The sequence below is a fragment of the Dyella amyloliquefaciens genome, from assembly GCF_004296575.1.
Taxonomy (GTDB): domain Bacteria; phylum Pseudomonadota; class Gammaproteobacteria; order Xanthomonadales; family Rhodanobacteraceae; genus Dyella; species Dyella amyloliquefaciens.
The window spans coordinates 925,770-942,408 of sequence record NZ_SAYT01000001.1 but is presented as its reverse complement, the minus strand read 5'-3'; the positions used below and the strand labels follow the sequence as shown (position 1 = coordinate 942,408).

At 65.4% G+C, this 16,639-nt stretch carries 16 protein-coding genes and 1 tRNA gene; 4 read left to right on the top strand and 13 right to left on the bottom strand.

Features of this window, described 5'->3' with window-relative positions; translation table 11 throughout:
• The first annotated feature begins 141 nt into the window (after positions 1-141).
• Positions 142-1,992 (top strand): ATP-binding response regulator, encoded by a 1,851-nt coding sequence (locus tag EPB08_RS03845; RefSeq protein WP_130617704.1) that lies wholly within the window; start codon positions 142-144, stop codon positions 1,990-1,992.
• An 8-nt stretch (positions 1,993-2,000) separates the two neighbouring features.
• On the opposite strand, the gene EPB08_RS03840 is transcribed toward EPB08_RS03845, so the two are convergent.
• The gene (locus EPB08_RS03840) at positions 2,001-3,743 is read right to left on the bottom strand and encodes a type VI secretion protein IcmF/TssM N-terminal domain-containing protein (RefSeq protein WP_130617703.1); all 1,743 of its coding nucleotides are present in this window, start codon (positions 3,741-3,743) and stop codon (positions 2,001-2,003) included.
• A 305-nt stretch (positions 3,744-4,048) separates the two neighbouring features.
• Between EPB08_RS03840 and EPB08_RS03835 the strand changes: the two genes are divergently transcribed.
• Positions 4,049-4,735, top strand: a complete 687-nt coding sequence (locus EPB08_RS03835) for a LuxR C-terminal-related transcriptional regulator (protein ID WP_130617702.1) — start codon at positions 4,049-4,051, stop codon at positions 4,733-4,735.
• Between the two features lie 97 nt (positions 4,736-4,832).
• Positions 4,833-5,888 carry a phosphate/phosphite/phosphonate ABC transporter substrate-binding protein gene (phnD, locus tag EPB08_RS03830; RefSeq protein ID WP_229238201.1) on the top strand — a complete coding sequence of 352 codons (1,056 nt, stop codon included), beginning with the start codon at positions 4,833-4,835 and terminating at the stop codon, positions 5,886-5,888.
• Positions 5,889-5,939: 51 nt separating this feature from the next.
• On the opposite strand, the gene EPB08_RS03825 is transcribed toward phnD, so the two are convergent.
• Complete coding sequence (locus EPB08_RS03825; protein WP_130617701.1) at positions 5,940-6,461, bottom strand: DUF3617 domain-containing protein; 522 nt, start codon at positions 6,459-6,461, stop codon at positions 5,940-5,942.
• A gap of 372 nt (positions 6,462-6,833) precedes the next feature.
• On the opposite strand from EPB08_RS03825, the gene EPB08_RS03820 reads away from it, so the two are divergent.
• Positions 6,834-8,270 (top strand): sensor histidine kinase, encoded by a 1,437-nt coding sequence (locus EPB08_RS03820; protein WP_130617700.1) that lies wholly within the window; start codon positions 6,834-6,836, stop codon positions 8,268-8,270.
• Positions 8,271-8,353: 83 nt separating this feature from the next.
• On the opposite strand, the gene EPB08_RS03815 is transcribed toward EPB08_RS03820, so the two are convergent.
• From EPB08_RS03815 to ruvB, 11 genes are all read right to left on the bottom strand, one after another.
• Positions 8,354-8,429 (bottom strand) — tRNA-Lys (locus EPB08_RS03815).
• A 61-nt stretch (positions 8,430-8,490) separates the two neighbouring features.
• Positions 8,491-9,177: a 7-cyano-7-deazaguanine synthase QueC gene (gene queC, locus EPB08_RS03810; protein WP_130617699.1), complete on the bottom strand. Its 687-nt coding sequence runs from the start codon at positions 9,175-9,177 to the stop codon at positions 8,491-8,493.
• A gap of 181 nt (positions 9,178-9,358) precedes the next feature.
• A complete protein-coding gene (gene queE / locus EPB08_RS03805) occupies positions 9,359-10,030 on the bottom strand; it encodes a 7-carboxy-7-deazaguanine synthase QueE (protein ID WP_130617907.1) in 672 nt (223 codons plus the stop codon).
• Between the two features lie 31 nt (positions 10,031-10,061).
• Entirely contained in the window at positions 10,062-10,964 is a 903-nt protein-coding gene (gene ybgF / locus EPB08_RS03800; protein WP_205746264.1) for a tol-pal system protein YbgF, read from the bottom strand.
• Positions 10,964-11,470: a peptidoglycan-associated lipoprotein Pal gene (gene pal / locus EPB08_RS03795; protein ID WP_130617698.1), complete on the bottom strand. Its 507-nt coding sequence runs from the start codon at positions 11,468-11,470 to the stop codon at positions 10,964-10,966. The genes ybgF and pal overlap by 1 nt, the downstream gene beginning before the upstream one ends.
• A 254-nt stretch (positions 11,471-11,724) precedes the next feature.
• Positions 11,725-13,041 (bottom strand): Tol-Pal system beta propeller repeat protein TolB, encoded by a 1,317-nt coding sequence (gene tolB / locus EPB08_RS03790; protein ID WP_130617697.1) that lies wholly within the window; start codon positions 13,039-13,041, stop codon positions 11,725-11,727.
• An 8-nt stretch (positions 13,042-13,049) separates the two neighbouring features.
• A complete protein-coding gene (gene tolA / locus EPB08_RS03785; protein WP_130617696.1) occupies positions 13,050-13,994 on the bottom strand; it encodes a cell envelope integrity protein TolA in 945 nt (314 codons plus the stop codon).
• Entirely contained in the window at positions 13,991-14,428 is a 438-nt protein-coding gene (tolR, locus tag EPB08_RS03780; RefSeq protein WP_130617695.1) for a protein TolR, read from the bottom strand. The genes tolA and tolR overlap by 4 nt, the downstream gene beginning before the upstream one ends.
• Positions 14,429-14,439: 11 nt before the next feature.
• A complete protein-coding gene (gene tolQ, locus EPB08_RS03775) occupies positions 14,440-15,129 on the bottom strand; it encodes a protein TolQ (protein WP_130617694.1) in 690 nt (229 codons plus the stop codon).
• Positions 15,130-15,159: 30 nt separating this feature from the next.
• Positions 15,160-15,591 carry a tol-pal system-associated acyl-CoA thioesterase gene (gene ybgC / locus EPB08_RS03770; protein WP_130617693.1) on the bottom strand — a complete coding sequence of 144 codons (432 nt, stop codon included), beginning with the start codon at positions 15,589-15,591 and terminating at the stop codon, positions 15,160-15,162.
• On the bottom strand, positions 15,584-16,633 hold the full coding sequence (gene ruvB / locus EPB08_RS03765; RefSeq protein ID WP_130617692.1) for a Holliday junction branch migration DNA helicase RuvB: 1,050 nt from the start codon (positions 16,631-16,633) through the stop codon (positions 15,584-15,586). Before ruvB ends, ybgC begins: the two co-directional genes overlap by 8 nt.
• Positions 16,634-16,639: the final 6 nt, after the last annotated feature.

Sequence of the window (16,639 nt, the reverse complement as noted above, 5' to 3'; positions counted from 1 at the left end):
CGGCCAATGGGCTAGCTGCCCTACTCCATGAATCGCGCTAGTCTGACTTCCGATGGCGCATGGACCGCCGGATGGGGTTAACGGCCAATGGGTGCAGGGGCGAACTCCCGAGCGGGGCGGTGGTGGCGGCGCACGTCGCTGATGCAGCGGCTTGCCCTGGTGGCGCTCGTCCCCACGCTGGTGACGGCCACGCTGCTGGTCGCCCTCCTCACCCAGCACCAGCTCACCAGCCTGCGTGGCATGGCGCAGATCACGGCCGACGCCATCGCGACCCAGGCCGCGTCCGTATCGACCACGGCCCTGCGGGACATGCAACGCCGCGAACTGGTGCGCATCGCCGAATCGATCGGTGACCTGCCCCACGTCGCGCGCGTGCAGATCCGCGCAGCCGATGGAGAAATTCTTGCCGACAACCTCGGTCGCAGCGGTGGCGGCAATGCCGAAACGCTGACCGTTGTTCGCGATGTCGTCGATACCGAACAACCCGGCCGGCCGGTGCTGGGTTCGGTGATGGTGGATGTCAGCCTCAACGACGCCATCGCGGCGCAGCAGGCCAGCCTGCGCAACGCGCTCGTCGCGCTGGCGCTGAGCGTGCTCGTCGCGGGCATCATCGGCTGGCAGGCCGCGCGCTGGATCAGCGCTCCCCTGCGCGGACTCGTATCCGCCGTGCACCAGCTGGGACGCGGTGATCGGCGGGTGGAGGTGGAGGTCACCGACCAGACCGAGATCGGCGAACTGCAGCGCGGCTTCAACAGCGCCGCGCTCGCACTGTTCGATGTACAGCGCAGCATGGAAAAGGAGATCGAGCACGCAACGGTGGAACTCGCGCGCAAGAACGCGGCACTCGAAGCCGCCAGCGTCGCCAAGGCGCGCTTCCTTGCCGCCGCCTCGCACGATCTGCGCCAGCCGCTTTACGCCTTGACCCTGTTCTCCTCGTCGCTGGCCGAGGACGAACGCGACCCGGTACGGCTCGATCGCATCGCGCACATCCAGGAATGCGTGGAAGCCCTCGATCATCTTTTCAGCGAACTGCTCGACCTGTCGCGGCTGGAAACCGGCGCGATGCAGATCGAGATCACCGAATTCCCGCTGGACCACGTGCTGGAGGAAGTCAGCCGCAATTTCCGCATGATCGCCGAGCAGCACGGCCTTCGCCTGATCATGCGCGCCACCGATGTCTGGGTGCGCAGCGATCGCACGATGCTCGCACGCATCCTCAACAACCTGGTGAGCAATGCACTGCGCTATACGCACAAGGGAGGCGTGCTGGTGGTGGCGCGCCGTCGTGGCGACGGCGCGGTGAGGCTGGACGTATGGGATACCGGCACCGGCATCGCGCCCGAACACCAGGCGCGCGTATTCGACGAGTTCTATCGCGTGGAATGCCACAGCAACCACGAGCACGACACCGGACCGCGACGCGGCCTCGGCCTGGGACTGGCCACCGTGCAGCGCCTGGCCGAGCTGCTCGACACGCAGGTGCAGCTGAAGTCCACTCCGGGCCGCGGCAGCGTGTTCACCTTTCATCTTCCGCAGGTCCCGGCGCAGCAGGTACCGCACAGCGGGGGCGAGGAAGCTCCGCTGGATGTGTCGGGCATGCGCGTGCTGGTGATCGATGACGAACCCGCCATCCTCTCGGGCATTCGTTACCTGCTGCGCAGCTGGGGTTGCGAAGTGGCCGTCGCGGAAGACCGCACGCAGGCCCTGCTCGCCGCCGAGGAATGGCCGACGCCTCCCGACATCGTGATTTCCGATTTGCGCCTGCGCGACGGGGAAAGCGGCCTGGACGTACTGGCCGCGCTCGACCAGCATTACCAGCGCGACGGCAACCCGCCCTTCTCGCGCCTGCTCATCACGGGCGAAACGCGCAGCGACCGTCTCCGCGAAATCATGGCGGCCCGCATCCCGGTACTTTACAAACCGGTGTCACCCGAACAGCTGCGGGAGGCCATGATGACGGCCTGGACCTCCAACCGGGTCACGGTGGCCTGAGGCGGCGGTCAGTTTTCCAGGGCGATGCGGCGCGCAAGCAGGCGATCGGCTGGCAGGAAACGCGCGAACAGGTCATCGACGAAATCGCCGCTGGGCGCACTGGGTCGTGCTCCACCGGTTAGATAGAGCCCGCACCAGAGCAACCGGCGTCCGCCAGCCCCCTCACCCGCCGACAGTCGGTCGAGAAACACCTGCAAGCCTCGCTGCAGCAGCGGCAAAGATTGCAGGAAGCCGAACACTTCACGGCGCCCACGCGCATGACGCTGCACCGCCAGCGCCGCCATCACCGCCGCACCCAAGCGTCGCTCCACTTCTTCGCTGCGGACGTCCATACGTCCGTGGGATGAGGCCACTCCGGGTGCAGACGATATTCGCCAACCCAAGGCGCGCCTGAACACCGCCGAAGGCAACGTGGCCCGCACGGCGGCATGGCCCGGCAATGCTTCGAGCCCCGTCACCACGACATAAAGCGGCAACTGCAGCTGCAGATGCCGCGTGGCTTCATAAGCCATGTCCTGCAGGCGGCTGGCACGCGCGCTGATCTGTGCCGCCGATTCCAGCAGGCTCTGCGCCGACACGCACAGCACCATGCCATCCAGCGGCAGCTTGCGACGCTCCCGCGCCAGCAGGGAAAGCGCCTGTGACCATGGCGAAGCCTGTCCATGCGGTTCGTTCGGCGACTGCAGCAGATGACCGCCCGGCTCAACCGCAACCACCGAACGGAAGATCCACCAGTACCACGGTCTCGCTGCCGCGTTGGCCGGAGAGTTGCGCGCGTGCGGTGCATGGGCGGCAGCCTGCAGCAGGCTGCGCACTTCCGCGGGGCTGTCGCCAAGGAACATCAACCAGGGGTGCCGCGACAGCTTTCGCCATTCGCCACGGCGACGAAACGGATGCAGCACCGCGCCGCGCACGTGTCGCGCGGCATCGACCAGCGCAGACCACAGATCGCCAATGCCGTAGCCTGCTTCAAGATGTGCCGCTACGCGTGTATGCGCGCGCATCACCACCAGGCGGTGCCATGCCAACGTGGCAGCCCAGGCCAATGTGCTCGCGGCGACCACGCCAAGGCCAAGCAGTAACCAGGTCTGCATGGGGACGACGTGACTGAACACCGGTGCCACGAACGCCACCAGGACCAGCAACACCAGGGCACCGGCCACGAATTGCATCGAGCGCCGCCCCACCCATGAAGCCGGCAGGCGCAACGGAGGCGATCCCGGCGCGAGATAGGGCTGTGGCGTGATGGGCTCGCGTTGCAGGGTTTGCAGCACGACCGGCGCCGTCACGCTGGGGCGGCAATAGAGCGCCTTGATGCGCCCCAATTCGCCGCTGTCGTCCTGCTCGTAGTAGTACTGCCCGACGTAGCCAAGCGACAGCGCCATGCCGAACACCTCGCGGACCTCTTCGGCAGTGGGCGGCAGGTGGGCGAGATGATCGAAGAATTCGCTGGCGGCACTGGCCGTGCCGAACAGGTCCAGTTGCAACGGACTCGCCAGGTGCTTCCAGGCATCCTGCCGCATGACCACTTCATCGAACCAGGCCACGGCCGCAAAGCCGGCCATCTCGACGTCGGTCAGCGGCTTGCCTGCCCCGAGCGCCCTGCCGCGGGCATCATCGGTGATAGCGCGCGCCCGCATCTGGACGGTCGCCAGTTCGCCGGGGCCATCAGGGGTCGCGGCCTGCTCGTCGATGAGCAAGCCGAAGGAAAACAAAGGTGCGTAGCACTCCAGCAGCCGCATGACACCCATGGCTACGGTGTCCAGGCAAAACGCCCACCCTGCACGCCATCACCCGACCCGATCGCACCATCTCCCTTCAAAGCAAGCCATACGCAGCGCCGATACAGCCACCGCCGCCCCTGTCGTGTGGTGCACATGAGCGACTCCCCCTCGCATCGGGGCGATTCTCACGGTGCCCCATCCAGCGGACCATATGACCTTGTGACTAGGCCGTTCGTAAGCTCCCTACGGTTGCTGTAGGCGCGTGCTGGGGCTATGTTGCGTGCGCGAATGCGCGGCGATGGGAGAGCCGTGCGCGCGTCACGGGGAACGACATGCGCATACTGATTGCTGACGACCATCGACTGATCGTCGAAGGTGTCAAGCTCAAGCTGGCCGAGCTTGGGCCGGACACCAACTTCGTCACTGCCATGGACATGGCGGAATTGCGCGAAGCCATCCACGCCCCCGACGCGGCCTCCATGTCGCTGGCCCTCGTCGACCTGGCAATGCCGGGCGTCCATGGCAGCGAGCACCTGACCGAGGTGATCGAGCAGTTGCCGGAAGTGCCGGTGATCGTGCTATCGGGCGTGGAAGACCCCACCCTGATGAAGACCCTGCTCGCGATGGGCGTGCAGGGCTTCATCCCCAAGGCCTATTCGCCCGACGTCATGCTGTCCGCCGTGCGGCTGGTGCTGTCGGGCGGCGTGTACGTGCCGCCCCTGATGCTGCAGGAACGCGTCGATGGCGTTGCCAATGGCGCGACCATGGCGGCGCAACCCGCCACCCCGGCGCCAACTCCGGCCGATTCGCTGGAAGAGCGCCTGCGCAAGCTGCTCACAGAGCGCCAGATCGACGTGCTGCGCCTGCTCTCGCAGGGCAAGCCCAACAAGCTGATCGCGCGCGACCTGGGTATCAGCGAAGGCACGGTGAAGATCCATCTGGCCGCGATCTTCCGGGCGCTCAACGTTCGCAACCGTGTGGAAGCCGTGGTCGCCTCCCGGCGTATCAGCGGGCTGTAACCTTCACTCCGCCGTGACGAACGCCACGTATGCTGCCCGCATGCTGATGGCGCCATAGGCCGCCGAACGCGCCTGACGCTCCTGGGGGAACACCGTCTTGCCGAAGGGCTGGCTGACAAACCTGAGGCTCCGGTCCTGCCGGTGGGTCGCCTTTGGCCTCGTCCTTGCCTGTCTGTCAGCCCCACTTGTCCAGGCGGCCCAGCCCGCCAGCGCACCGCCTGATCCCAAGCACATCAGCGCGCTCACGTTCGGCATCCTGCCCATCGGTGGCCCCTCCGAGTCGCTCGCGGCATGGCGGCCGATGCTGGACGACCTCAGCCACACCCTGGGACTGCCCGTCCACTCCCTGTCGGTCAGCACCTATGAAGGCCTGGCCCAGGCGATGGCCGAGGAGCGTGTCGACTTTGCCTTCGTCTCCGGTCGCCTCGCCCTGGACGCGGTCACCCACGACCGCATGCAGGTGATCGCCCAGCTCACGCGGACCAACGGCTCGCGCGGCTACTACTCGGTCCTGTTGGTGGCCAAGGATTCGCCACTGCACAGCGTCGATGACATGCTCCGCCAGCCAGGACACCTGCGCTATGCGCGTGGCGAGGTGCTCTCGGTATCGGGTTACCTGGTGCCCGAAACGCAGGTGTTCGCCAATCGCCGGCTCGACTCGGACACCTTCTTCGCCAGCGTGACCGTGGACAACCACCAGAACAACGCGCTGGCGGTGGCGAACAACGAGGTGGATGTTGCCACCAACAACACCGCCGACCTGGAGCGGTTCGCCAAACGGTTTCCCGACCAGTACGACCGGTTGCGCGTCCTGTGGACCTCCAGCCTGATCCCGCACGCGGTGGTAGTGATCCGTTCGGACCTGCCCGCGGACCTGCGCCAACGCGTGGCCACTGCACTGACCTCCTACGGCAAGGGCAAGAACGCCCAGGCCGAGCTGGCCAGGCTGCAGTTGATCCATGACATCAGCGGATTCACGCCTGCCGGCAATGAAACGCTGGTGCCCTTCGCCGATATCGAGTTCAACCTCGACCGGCGCCGCGCCTACAGCGCCCAATGGGTCAGCGATGCCGCGATGCAGGCGCGACTGCACAAGATCGACAATGAGCACCAGGCGCTGGTGCGCGAACTGATGGCTCCTTCGACACCTTGACCCGGAGCCAGGCGGGCTCAGCCTAGGCTGCCCGCCCTGACCTCACAGCACTCAGTGGTGCTGCATATCCTTGATGTTCATGGTGCTGCCGTTGGGCATCACCATGTCGCCCGGCTTCTGGCCGGCCGGACACTCCCCGACCCAATGGCCCGAGCTGTTCATCGCCATCTCGCTCTGCCCCATCACCGCCGGGTCGTACTTCATGTGGCCCTCGGTCTGGTAGGCGGTATTACCGTCGAACTTGGTCTCGCTGTGGCTGGTCATGTTGACCGTGCCGTTCGGGGTGTTGAGCTTGCACACCGCATCGGACACCACGGTGCTGCCCTGCACATCGATGTTGAACTTGCTGCACATGTGGCCGCTCATCTGCGAGCCCATCTTGTACATCGCCTGGTCGGTGTCCGCGTCCAGGCAAAGCTTCATCACCTGCGGATGACCACTCATGCCGGAAGTCTGCATTTCCCACAGACCCGGCTTGCGCTTGGGCATGTTGGCCGGCAGGTCCTGCGCGATGGCAACGGTGGCGAGGCCCAGCAGGGAGAAAGCGAGCAGCAGACGGCGGGGTGCAGACATGAGGATCTCCAGGAGGCCCGGTGGGCCTTGCGGTTGTGCAAGTTAGCGCCAAAAGGCTTCGGCGTCATGCGACGAGCACCGCTTTCGGTTCATTCTCGTTCTTGCGCTGCAACATGCATGCGGATAGGCCGTTCGAACTATGGCGCCTTGCGCTAGAACGAAGTGGCTATCGTTGGGCTACGACTAATTCTTTAGAGTGCCTCACAGGGCATTTCATGGAGATGACGTGCCCGAACCAAGGGGCCGTTTTCATCGCCGACCAATCGCGAGTCCACATCCATGCAGCCCACGCCAGCCATGCCGTGCCTGAGGACGTCCGGGCGATGTGCCGGCCGCATCACTAAACACCGCCCGGCCATGGGAGCCTGACGCATGGAATCGCGCCAGCGACTGCTTCCACGCCTGTTCATCGATGTGATCCTGCCAAGCACGATCGCCGCGCTCGCGCTCGTGCTCGCGCTGTGCCTGCAGCAGACGCACACCATGGGCGAGCGCGCGGAAGCTTCGGTGACCTTGCGTCTGGAGCGCCTCGCCGGCGAACTTGGCAACAGCTTCACGGCCTCTCCCCAGGACACCCTCGATCGGGCACTGCGGGACGGACAGATCGACCAGTTGCAACGCGTGGAACTGCATCGCCCCGATGGCAGCCTCTGGAGCAGCGGCCAAGCGCTGCCGCGGGGAGGCACCACGTATCGAAGCGAGCTGCACGGTACCGGTGTGCCGGCTTCATGGCTGAGCATGGAAGTGGACACGCGCCCGCTGCGCCTCGCCCAGGGCCTCGTGTGGTTGCTGGGCGGGCTGTGCGCCGCCGGCATCCTCGTGCTCGCGTGGCTTGCGCGCGTCACCCTGCGTCATCACGTGCTGGAACCCCTGGCACACGTGCAGGACGCGCTGCATGAAATGGTCAATGCACGCCATCCGGCCATCGACGACACGCCCGTCGGTCCGGAGTTTTCCGATATTCGCCATGCGCTGGAACGCCTCTCCGAATTGCTGGAAGAGCAGCGCCGCGACTGGAGCACCATGCAGCAGGAGAACGCCGTGGAGGCGCTCGATCGCTTGCGGCAGAGCCAAGCCGCCACACGCAGCAAATCGCAGTTCATCGCGCTGGTCAGCCATCACTTCCGTCAGCCGCTGCAGGCGCTCGAGCTGTTCGCCGCCGGCGTGGACAGCGGCAGCGAAGAGGAGCGGCAGTTGCTGTTCCAGCAGATGCGCACCAGCATCGCCGCGATGACGCGATTGCTGGATGCCCTGCTCGAGATCTCGCGACTCGACGCCGGCGTGATCGCCGTGAAGCCCACCGGCTTCTCCGCCGCCGAACTCTTCATGCGTGATCGCACCTCGCTTAACCATGAGGCGGCGCGACACCACGTCACGCTGATCTGGCGCGGAAGCCATCACGAACTGCATGGCGATGCGGATGTAGCGGCCAGCCTGCTTTACCAGCTCGCCAGCAACGCCATCATCAACTCGCCCGACGGTCGCGTGCTGATCGCCGCGCGCCGGCGTGGCCAGGCCGTGCGCATCGAAGTGCGCGACAACGGTCCCGGCATCGCCGTCATCCACCAACAGCGCATCTTCGAAGAGTTCGTGCAGTTGCAGGCCGGAGAGAGCGAACGCCGAGGCGGCTACGGCCTCGGCCTGGCCATTGCCGAACGCCTCGCCCGCCTGCTGGGCACGCGCATCGGCCTGCGCTCCGAACCGGGTCGCGGCAGCGCGTTCTGGTTCGAATTGCCGCGCATGCCGGTGATGGAGCGCAATTCCACGCCACGCAAGCACACGTCACCCGCGTGGCGACGAGCGAGCTGACACGCGCCCTTCCGCGCCCGGCACACCAGCGACACACGCCCATAAAAAAAAGGACTTGCCGCCAGGCAAGTCCTCGAATGCTTTGGTGGGTCGTCCGAGATTCGAACTCGGGACCAATAGATTAAAAGTCTACTGCTCTACCGACTGAGCTAACGACCCATCGCCAAAGGCAAGCCCGTAATTTTATGGGCTAGCCGCCCATGGCACAAGCCAGACTGATTCAGACATAGCGGGTCGGATCCGGCAACCCCGCCGCCTTGAAGCCCTGTGCGCGCAAAAGGCAGGCGTCGCAATGACCGCATGCACGCCCCTCGGCGTCCGCCTGGTAGCAGCTCACCGTCTCTGAGAAATCCACGCCCAGGCGCTGCCCTTCGCGGGCGATATCGGCCTTGCTCATGCGCATCAGGGGCGCGTGGATGCGGATACCCGCCCCTTCCACACCGGCCTTGGTCGCGACATTGGCCAGTTGCTCGAAGGATTCGATGAAGGCGGGGCGGCAATCGGGATAACCGGAATAGTCCACCGCATTCACGCCGCACCAGATGTCCGTGGAACCCAGCACCTCGGCCCAACCGAGCGCGATGGACAGCATGATGGTGTTGCGCGCTGGCACGTAGGTCACCGGAATGCCGGTGTCGCCCGTCTGGTCCAGCGGCACATCGATATCCGCGGTGAGCGCCGAGCCGCCGATGGAGCGCAGGTCCACCTGCACGGTCTTGTGCTCCACCGCACCGAGCGTGCGCGAGACCCGCTCCGAAGCGGCGAGCTCCGCATTGTGCCGCTGGCCATAGGCGACGCTCAGCGCATGCACCTGATAGCCCTGCTCGCGCGCGATGGCGATAGTGACCGCCGAATCCATGCCGCCGGAAACGAGCACGACGGCCTTGCGGGGAGACGATTGAGACATGGTTGGATCCACTCCTGGGTTCATGCCGGTGATCCGGCCGAAGAGCGCCACCGGCAACACAGGCCGGCGCGCGGAAATCTACTGTCGAAGCTTTGGCGGCACCGTGAAAGTTCGAGGTGCCCTCCCCGCATGAAGCGTGCTTCTAACGGGCTGGGCTAACGACCCGGCGCCCGACCTGGGCTCAATGGCCCGGTTCGTCGTTCCACAACAGCTTGTGCAGCTGCAGCTGGAAACGCACGTCGAGCTTGTCCTCGATGATCCATTCCGCGAGTTCGCGCGGCTTGATCGCCCCGTGGACCGGCGAGAACAGCACCATGCAGCGTTCGTTGAGCTTGTGCTCGGCGACCGCATCTCGCGCCCATTCGTAGTCGGCCCGGCTGGCGATGACGATCTTTACCTGGTCGTGCGGCAGCAGACGGTCGATGTTCGACCACAGGTTGCGCTTGGCCTCGCCCGAATCGGGGGCCTTCAGGTCCATCACCTTGCGCACGCGCGGATCGACCAGGGAAACATCCAGCGCGCCCGAGGTTTCCAGCGACACATCATGGCCGGCATCGCACAGGCGCTTCAGCAGGATCAGGCAGCGCTTCTGCGCGAGCGGCTCGCCACCCGTCACGCAGACGTGCCTGGCGCCATGCGAGGCCACCTCGGCAACGATGTCGTCTATGTCGCGCCAGTTGCCGCCGTAGAACGAATACTCGGTATCGCACCACACGCAACGCAGCGGGCAGCCCGTGAGGCGGACGAATACCGTGCGCCAGCCGATCGCGTCGGCCTCGCCCTGGATCGAGTGGAAGATCTCGGTAATGCGCAGCCGTTCGGCCTGCGCCGGTGCTGGCGTGGTGGATGCCACGCTCGTACTGCTGGCGCTCACACCATCAACCTCAGTTGGCCGGCTGAGCCTGCAGGCGACGCAGGCGCTCCTGGGCCAGGCCAGCGGCCTTGGAGCCCGGGAACTTCGCCGTGACGCTCTTCAGCGTGGCCTTGCCGGCATCGACCTGCTTCAGTTCGATCTGGCTGTAGCCCACCTTGAGCATGGCGTCGGGCGCCTTCTCGCTCTGCGGGAACTGGCTCAGCAGTCGCTGGAAGGCTTCGAGCGCCACCGAATAATTCATGGTGACGTAGTACGACTCGCCCAGCCAGTAATAGGCATTGGGCAGCAGCGGACTGTCGGGGTACTGCTGGATGAAACCACGGAAGCCGCGCGACGCCACCACGTAGTCGCCGGCACGCAGCGACTTGAAGGCTTCGTCGTAGACCGCCTGCGCACCGGCCGAATTGGCCGGCGCAGCACCACCCTTGGTGGCCGCCGCCGTGCCGGCAGCAGCGCCAGCAGCCGCACCGGCCGCCTTGCCACCCTTGCCCGCGTCCGGCGCGGGGGCCGGCGCCTGGGGCACATCGCCCGCCGGCGGAGGCGTATTTGCGTTGGCCGCATTGCCCGGGTTGTTCGCCGCTGCTCCGGCACCGCCCTCAAGGCGGCCCAGGCGCGAATCGAAGTCCGTGGCTTGCGCCTTGTTCTTGTCGTTCGCTTCCTGCAGCTGGTGCTGCAGTTCTTCGATCTGGCCCTGCATCTGCTGCAACTGCGACTGCAGCGCCTGGACCTGGTTGACCAGGGTCGTACCGCCCTGATTCTGGTTCTGGGCCTGCTGCTCCAATCGCGAGACGCGATCGGCGAGGCTCAGGCGGGAATCCTGCGCAAATGCCGGGACAACAAAAAGCATGGCGGACGCGAACGCGCCCGCCATGCCCATCCTGGCCTTGAAGCTGTTAGCCAGTTGCTTCTTCATTACTTCGCCGTGTAGACGATCTCGACGCGACGGTTCTTGCTCCAGCAGTCTTCGTTGTGCTCACGGCACACCGGCTTTTCCTTGCCGTACGAGATCACGTTGATCTGGCTGGCCGAGCCGCCGTTCGACTGCAGGGCGCTGGACACGGCGTTGCCGCGGCGCTCGCCGAGGCCGAGGTTGTACTCGCGGGTGCCGCGCTCGTCAGCATTGCCTTCCAGACGGATCTGGGCCATCGGGCGGTCCTGCAGGTACTTGGCGTGGCACGCCATGATCTGCTGGAACTCCGGCTTGATTTCGTCCTTGTCGAAATCGAAGTACACAACGCGCTGGCGCAGGCAAGCGTCGGTGTCGAGGTCAGCCGGGGTGTACTTGGTCGGGCCGGAGGCCGGCGCGGTCACCGGAGCCTGTTCCACGGGAGCCTGCGGCTTGGTTTCCTGCTTCTTCGAGCATGCGGCCGCGCCAACGCAGAGCAGGGCGACCAGAGCGACGCGAACGGTCTTATTCATGGTGGACGTTCCTTCAAACGGGTTTGAGTTCCGACAGTCAGTAATGATTGCGGTTTCGGGACAGTGTTCGCCGGTGAACCGGCTGTTATTTTGACATTTTTGCTGCCGGCGGTGCGCTGTCTCGCAACCACCTGACCCGCCCTCCGCGACAGATTGCCGCGGCTGGCAAGTTGTTTTGACCCGGATTGTGTCGTTTTACGGTTTCACGCCCGGATCACATGACCCTGACGCTCGCGCGCCAGGGCATGAACTGGTCAACGTTGACGATAGGGACCCCAGGCCGGCTCGCGAACGTCGCCATCGGCCAACACGAGGCGTTGCCGGACTAGACCATCGGCCGATACGGCGTAAAGGACGCCACGTCGACCTTCGGAAGCGGCATACAACAGCATGCTGGCGTTGGGCGCGAAACTCGGGGTTTCGTCGATCGGACCCGGCGAGATGAAGCGCACCTGCCCACCCAGACTGCGATCCATAATGGCGATACGATACACGTTCCCGTTGCCCTGCACCATGGCGATCTGCTTGCCGTCATAGCTGATCGAGGCGTTGGCGTTGAACTGCCCCTGGAACGTGATGCGGTCCGCCCCACCGCCCGTGGCGGGCATCTGGTAGAGCTGCGGACGACCCGAGCGGTCGGAGGTGAAGATGATGCTCTGGCCATCCGGCGTCCAGCGCGGCTCGGTATCGATGGCAAGGTTGTTGGTGAGGCGGGTCTCCTGGCGGGAGGCCACGTCCATCACGTAGATCTCCGGATTGCCCTGGTAGGACAGCGCCAACGCTAGCTTGCTGCCATCCGGCGACCAGTTCGGAGCACCGTTGATGCCCTTGGCCCGGGCCGAGATCAGCTGGCGCGAGCCGGTCGTGATGTCTTGCACATAGATGGCCGAGTTGCCGCTTTCGAACGACACATAGGCGATCTTGCGCCCATCCGGCGACCACGAGGGCGACAGCAGCGACTCGCGCGAACGCGCCACGACCTGCGGGTTGTAGCCGTCCGAATCGGCCACGATCAGCGAGTAGGTGGTGTTGTTGCCCAGGCCTACGGCGGTGATATAGGCAATGCGGGTCCAGAACGCGCCACGCACGCCGGTGATCTTCTCGTAGATCGCATCGGCGATCTGGTGGGCCACGCCGCGCAGGTCACCGGCCGGGGCGGTGTACGCCTGGGCCAGCAGGCTCTGCTGCTTGTTGACGTCCCACAGTTCGTATTCCACCCGCAGCATGCCGCCGCCGGCGTCGCTGATGCGGCCGATGGTGAGGTAGTCCTGCTTGAGCAGGCGCCAGGTGGCGAAGTTGACGTCCGAGCCCTTGGACGGGGTCTCGACGATCTCGCTCTTCGCCAGCGAGCGGAATTTGCCCGAGCGGTTGAAGTCGTTGCGGATCACGTCGGCCACGTCGGTGGACAGCGGTGCGCCGCCCGCCTGGGCGAACGGGACCACGGCGATCGGCGTGGCGGTCTTGAGGCCGCCGACGATGTCGACATTGAGCGACTGGGCTGCTGCGGGGCCGGCGATCAACGCGGCCACGACGAGCAGGACGAGGGCAAAGCTTGAGCTCAGTTTACGCATGGGCTTCATCACTGCGGCCTGAAAGTGAAATCGATCTGACGCTGGAACACGCTCTCAAAACCCTTGTAGGGCAAGGGCTGCGCGCGCAGGACGGCGTTTTCGATGGAGCGTTTGCCGGCCTCGTCGTATGGACAACTCGAGTCGACCTTGGCGCTCATCACGTCGCCGCCTGGCAGCTGCACGATGTGCACGATGCACGGCGTGTTCGGCATGTTATCCGGGCGTAGCCAATTCTGCGTGACCGCGTTCTGAATCGACGCGAGATATTGCGCCAGCAGGCCGGCATCGGGACCGTTGTTGCCGGTCTGCCGCTGGGCGGCATTGGGCACGTTGGCCAGGCCGTTGTCCTGGGCGTTCTTCAAGTCTTCCATCTGCTGCTTGGCCTGCTTGGCCTTGTTGTCCGCTTTCTTGGTCTGCTGGTCAGCAGCGTCCATCTTGGCGAACAGTTCATCGATCTGCTTCTGCTTTTCCTGCTTCTGCTTGGCGGCCTGAGCGTCCAGTTCGGCGGCGCGCTGGCGCTGCTTCTCTTCCTGCTCCTTCTTGGCGTCCTCGGCCTTCTGCAAGGCATCGGCCACGACCTTCTCCTGATCCTTGGTGTCCGGATGCTCAGGCGGCGGCGGCAAGGTCTTCACCTTGGGCACTTCGGGTACCGGCGGCGGCGTCACGGTCGGCGGGGGCGGTACGGTATCCGGCACCGGCTTCGCCTTGACGGCCTTCGGCGGCGGCGCACCGGTCGGGCCGACCAGGGTCGCCTCGATGATCTCGCCCGGCAGCTCGATCGGCTTGGCGCAGGTGATCGGGTTCCAGCTCGCCGGCAGGTGCAGGGTTTCGAACAGGCCCTCGTAGAACGAGCACGGGATCACCGCGAGGGCCAGGAAGCCCACGATGCCCAGATGCAGGATGGCGGAGAGAACAACCGCCTTGGATGTGCCCTTGGGGGAGTCGGCCCTCATTTCTTGCTGCTCGACTCCGGCGCGCTCATCAGACCCACCTTGGCCACGCCGGCCTGCTGCAGCTGGGCCAACACCTGGTACACACCGTCGTACTTGCCGTCGCGGTCACCGGCCACGAGCACGCTGACCTCGGGGTTCGCCTTCACGAAGGCGCCCACCTTGGCCTGCATGGTCTGTGCATCGATCGGCTGCTTCTTCTCGGTACCGAGCGTGAGATAGAGCTGGCCGTTGTGGTCGACCGAGACGATTACCGGTTCCTTCTTGTCCTGCAGCGACTTGGCGTTGGCCTGCGGCAGGTTCACGTCGACGTTGGCGTTGAGCATGGGCGTGGCGACCATGAAGATGATCAGCAGCACCAGCATCACGTCGATGTAGGGAACGACGTTGATCTCGGACTTGAGCTTGAAGCGCTTGTGACGCGCAGAGCTACGCATGGCTCAGCTCCTCAAGCCGTCGGATCGTCGGTCTGGATCTGACGCTGCAGCACCGAGGAGAACTCTTCCTGGAACACCTCGTAGCGGGAGGCGACGCGCTCGACCTTGTTGGCGAAGCGGTTGTATGCCCACACGGCCGGAATCGCGGCGAACAGGCCCATCGCGGTGGCGATCAGCGCCTCGGAAATGTGCGGGGCCACCACGGCAATGGTGACGTCCTTCATCTCGCCCAGGCCCTGGAAGGCACCCATGATGCCGATGACCGTGCCGAACAGGCCGACGTACGGGCTGATCGAGCCGACGTTGGCGAGGAATTCCAGGTTGCGCTCGAGGCGACCGATCTCGCGGGTGCCGGCCACGCGCATGGCGCGCTCGGAACCTTCGATGACGATGCGCAGGTCATGCGTCTTGCGCTGGCGCTGGCGCACGAACTCGCGGAAGCCGGATTCGAACACCGTCTCCATGCCACCGTTGCCGGCGCCTCGGTTGCTCACCTCGCGGAACAGCTGGGCGAGGTCGGCGCCGGACCAGAAGCGCTCTTCAAAGCCCTCGGCCTCTTCCATCGCGGATTTCAGCTGCGCGTGCTTGCGGATGATGATCACCCACGAGAGGAACGAGAACACGAGAAGCACCAGCATGACCGCCTGCACAAGGACGCTCGCCTCGGCGATCAGCTTGAAAATGTTGACTCCACTGTTCATTGCTCGAAGGTTCTCCAGCGCACGTACTTCTTATTGATGGGGAAGGCCGGGGATGAGATCGGCCGGAATCTGCACCGGACGCATGCGGTTGACGTCGACGCACGCCACTCGCACCTTCGCGCGGATCAGCTCCACGCCGTCCGCCCGGCGGATCGTTTGGGCGAAAAGGATACTGGCTGCGCGCCGTTCTTTGACTTCAACGCTTACCGACAGTTCATCATCCAGCAGGGCCGCCCTGAGGAAGTCGATCTGCATGTCGCGGACCAGGAAGGCCAGCCCGGTCGATTCCTTCACGGCCGACTGGCTGATACCCAGGCCACGGAGCCATTCGGAGCGGGCCCGCTCCATGAAACGCAGGTAGCTGGCGTGGTAGACCACGCCACCCGCGTCGGTGTCTTCCCAATAGACACGCACCGGCCACTGGAACGGGTCGGTGGCAAGGATGGGCGCGTTGTCAGACATCGGCGTTGTCGGCAGTGAAAAGGTCGGCGGCGCTGGGCTGGCGTGGCGGCGGGGTCAGGCCGAGATGGCGCCAGGCCTTGGCGCTGGCCATCCGGCCGCGGGCGGTGCGCACCAGGTAGCCCTGCTGGATCAGGTAAGGCTCGACCACGTCCTCCAGCGTGCCGCGGTCCTCGCTCAACGCGGCGGCCAGCGACTCCACGCCCACCGGGCCGCCATCGAAGCTCTCGATGATGGTCAGCAGCATGCGCCGGTCGAGCTCGTCGAAGCCCTCGGCATCCACCTTCAGCATGTCCATCGCGGCGCGGGCGGCCTCACGGGTGATTTCCCCGTTCGCACGCACTTCGGCGTAGTCGCGCACGCGGCGCAGCAGGCGATTGGCTATGCGGGGCGTGCCGCGCGAACGGCGCGCGATCTCCTGCGCCCCTTCCGGCTCGCAGGCGATGCCCAGGATGCGGGCCGAGCGCCGCACGATGGCGGTGAGTTCGTCGGGCGTATAGAACTCCAAACGCTGCACGATGCCGAAGCGGTCACGCAGCGGTGCGGTGAGCAGGCCGGCACGGGTGGTGGCGCCGATCAGGGTGAAGGGCGGCAGGTCGAGCTTGATCGAGCGGGCCGCGGGGCCTTCGCCGATCATGATGTCGATCTGGAAATCCTCCATCGCGGGATAGAGCACTTCCTCCACCACGGGCGAGAGGCGATGGATCTCGTCCACGAACAGCACGTCGTGCGGCTCGAGATTGGTGAGCAGAGCGGCCAGGTCCCCGGCCCTCTCCAGCACCGGGCCGGAGGTAGAGCGCACGTTGACGCCCAGCTCGTTGGCGATCACGTGACTCAACGTGGTCTTGCCCAGGCCCGGGGGACCAAAGATCAGCACATGGTCGAGCGCGCCGCCACGCTTCTTGGCTGCCTCGATGTAGATCGACAGCTGCTCACGCACCGCCTGCTGGCCCAGGTATTCGGCCAGCCGTTTCGGACGAATGGAGGCTTCGAGGGCCTCATCGTCCAGATGGGCGGCGGCGGTGACGATGCGGTGTTCGCTCATGGGTGC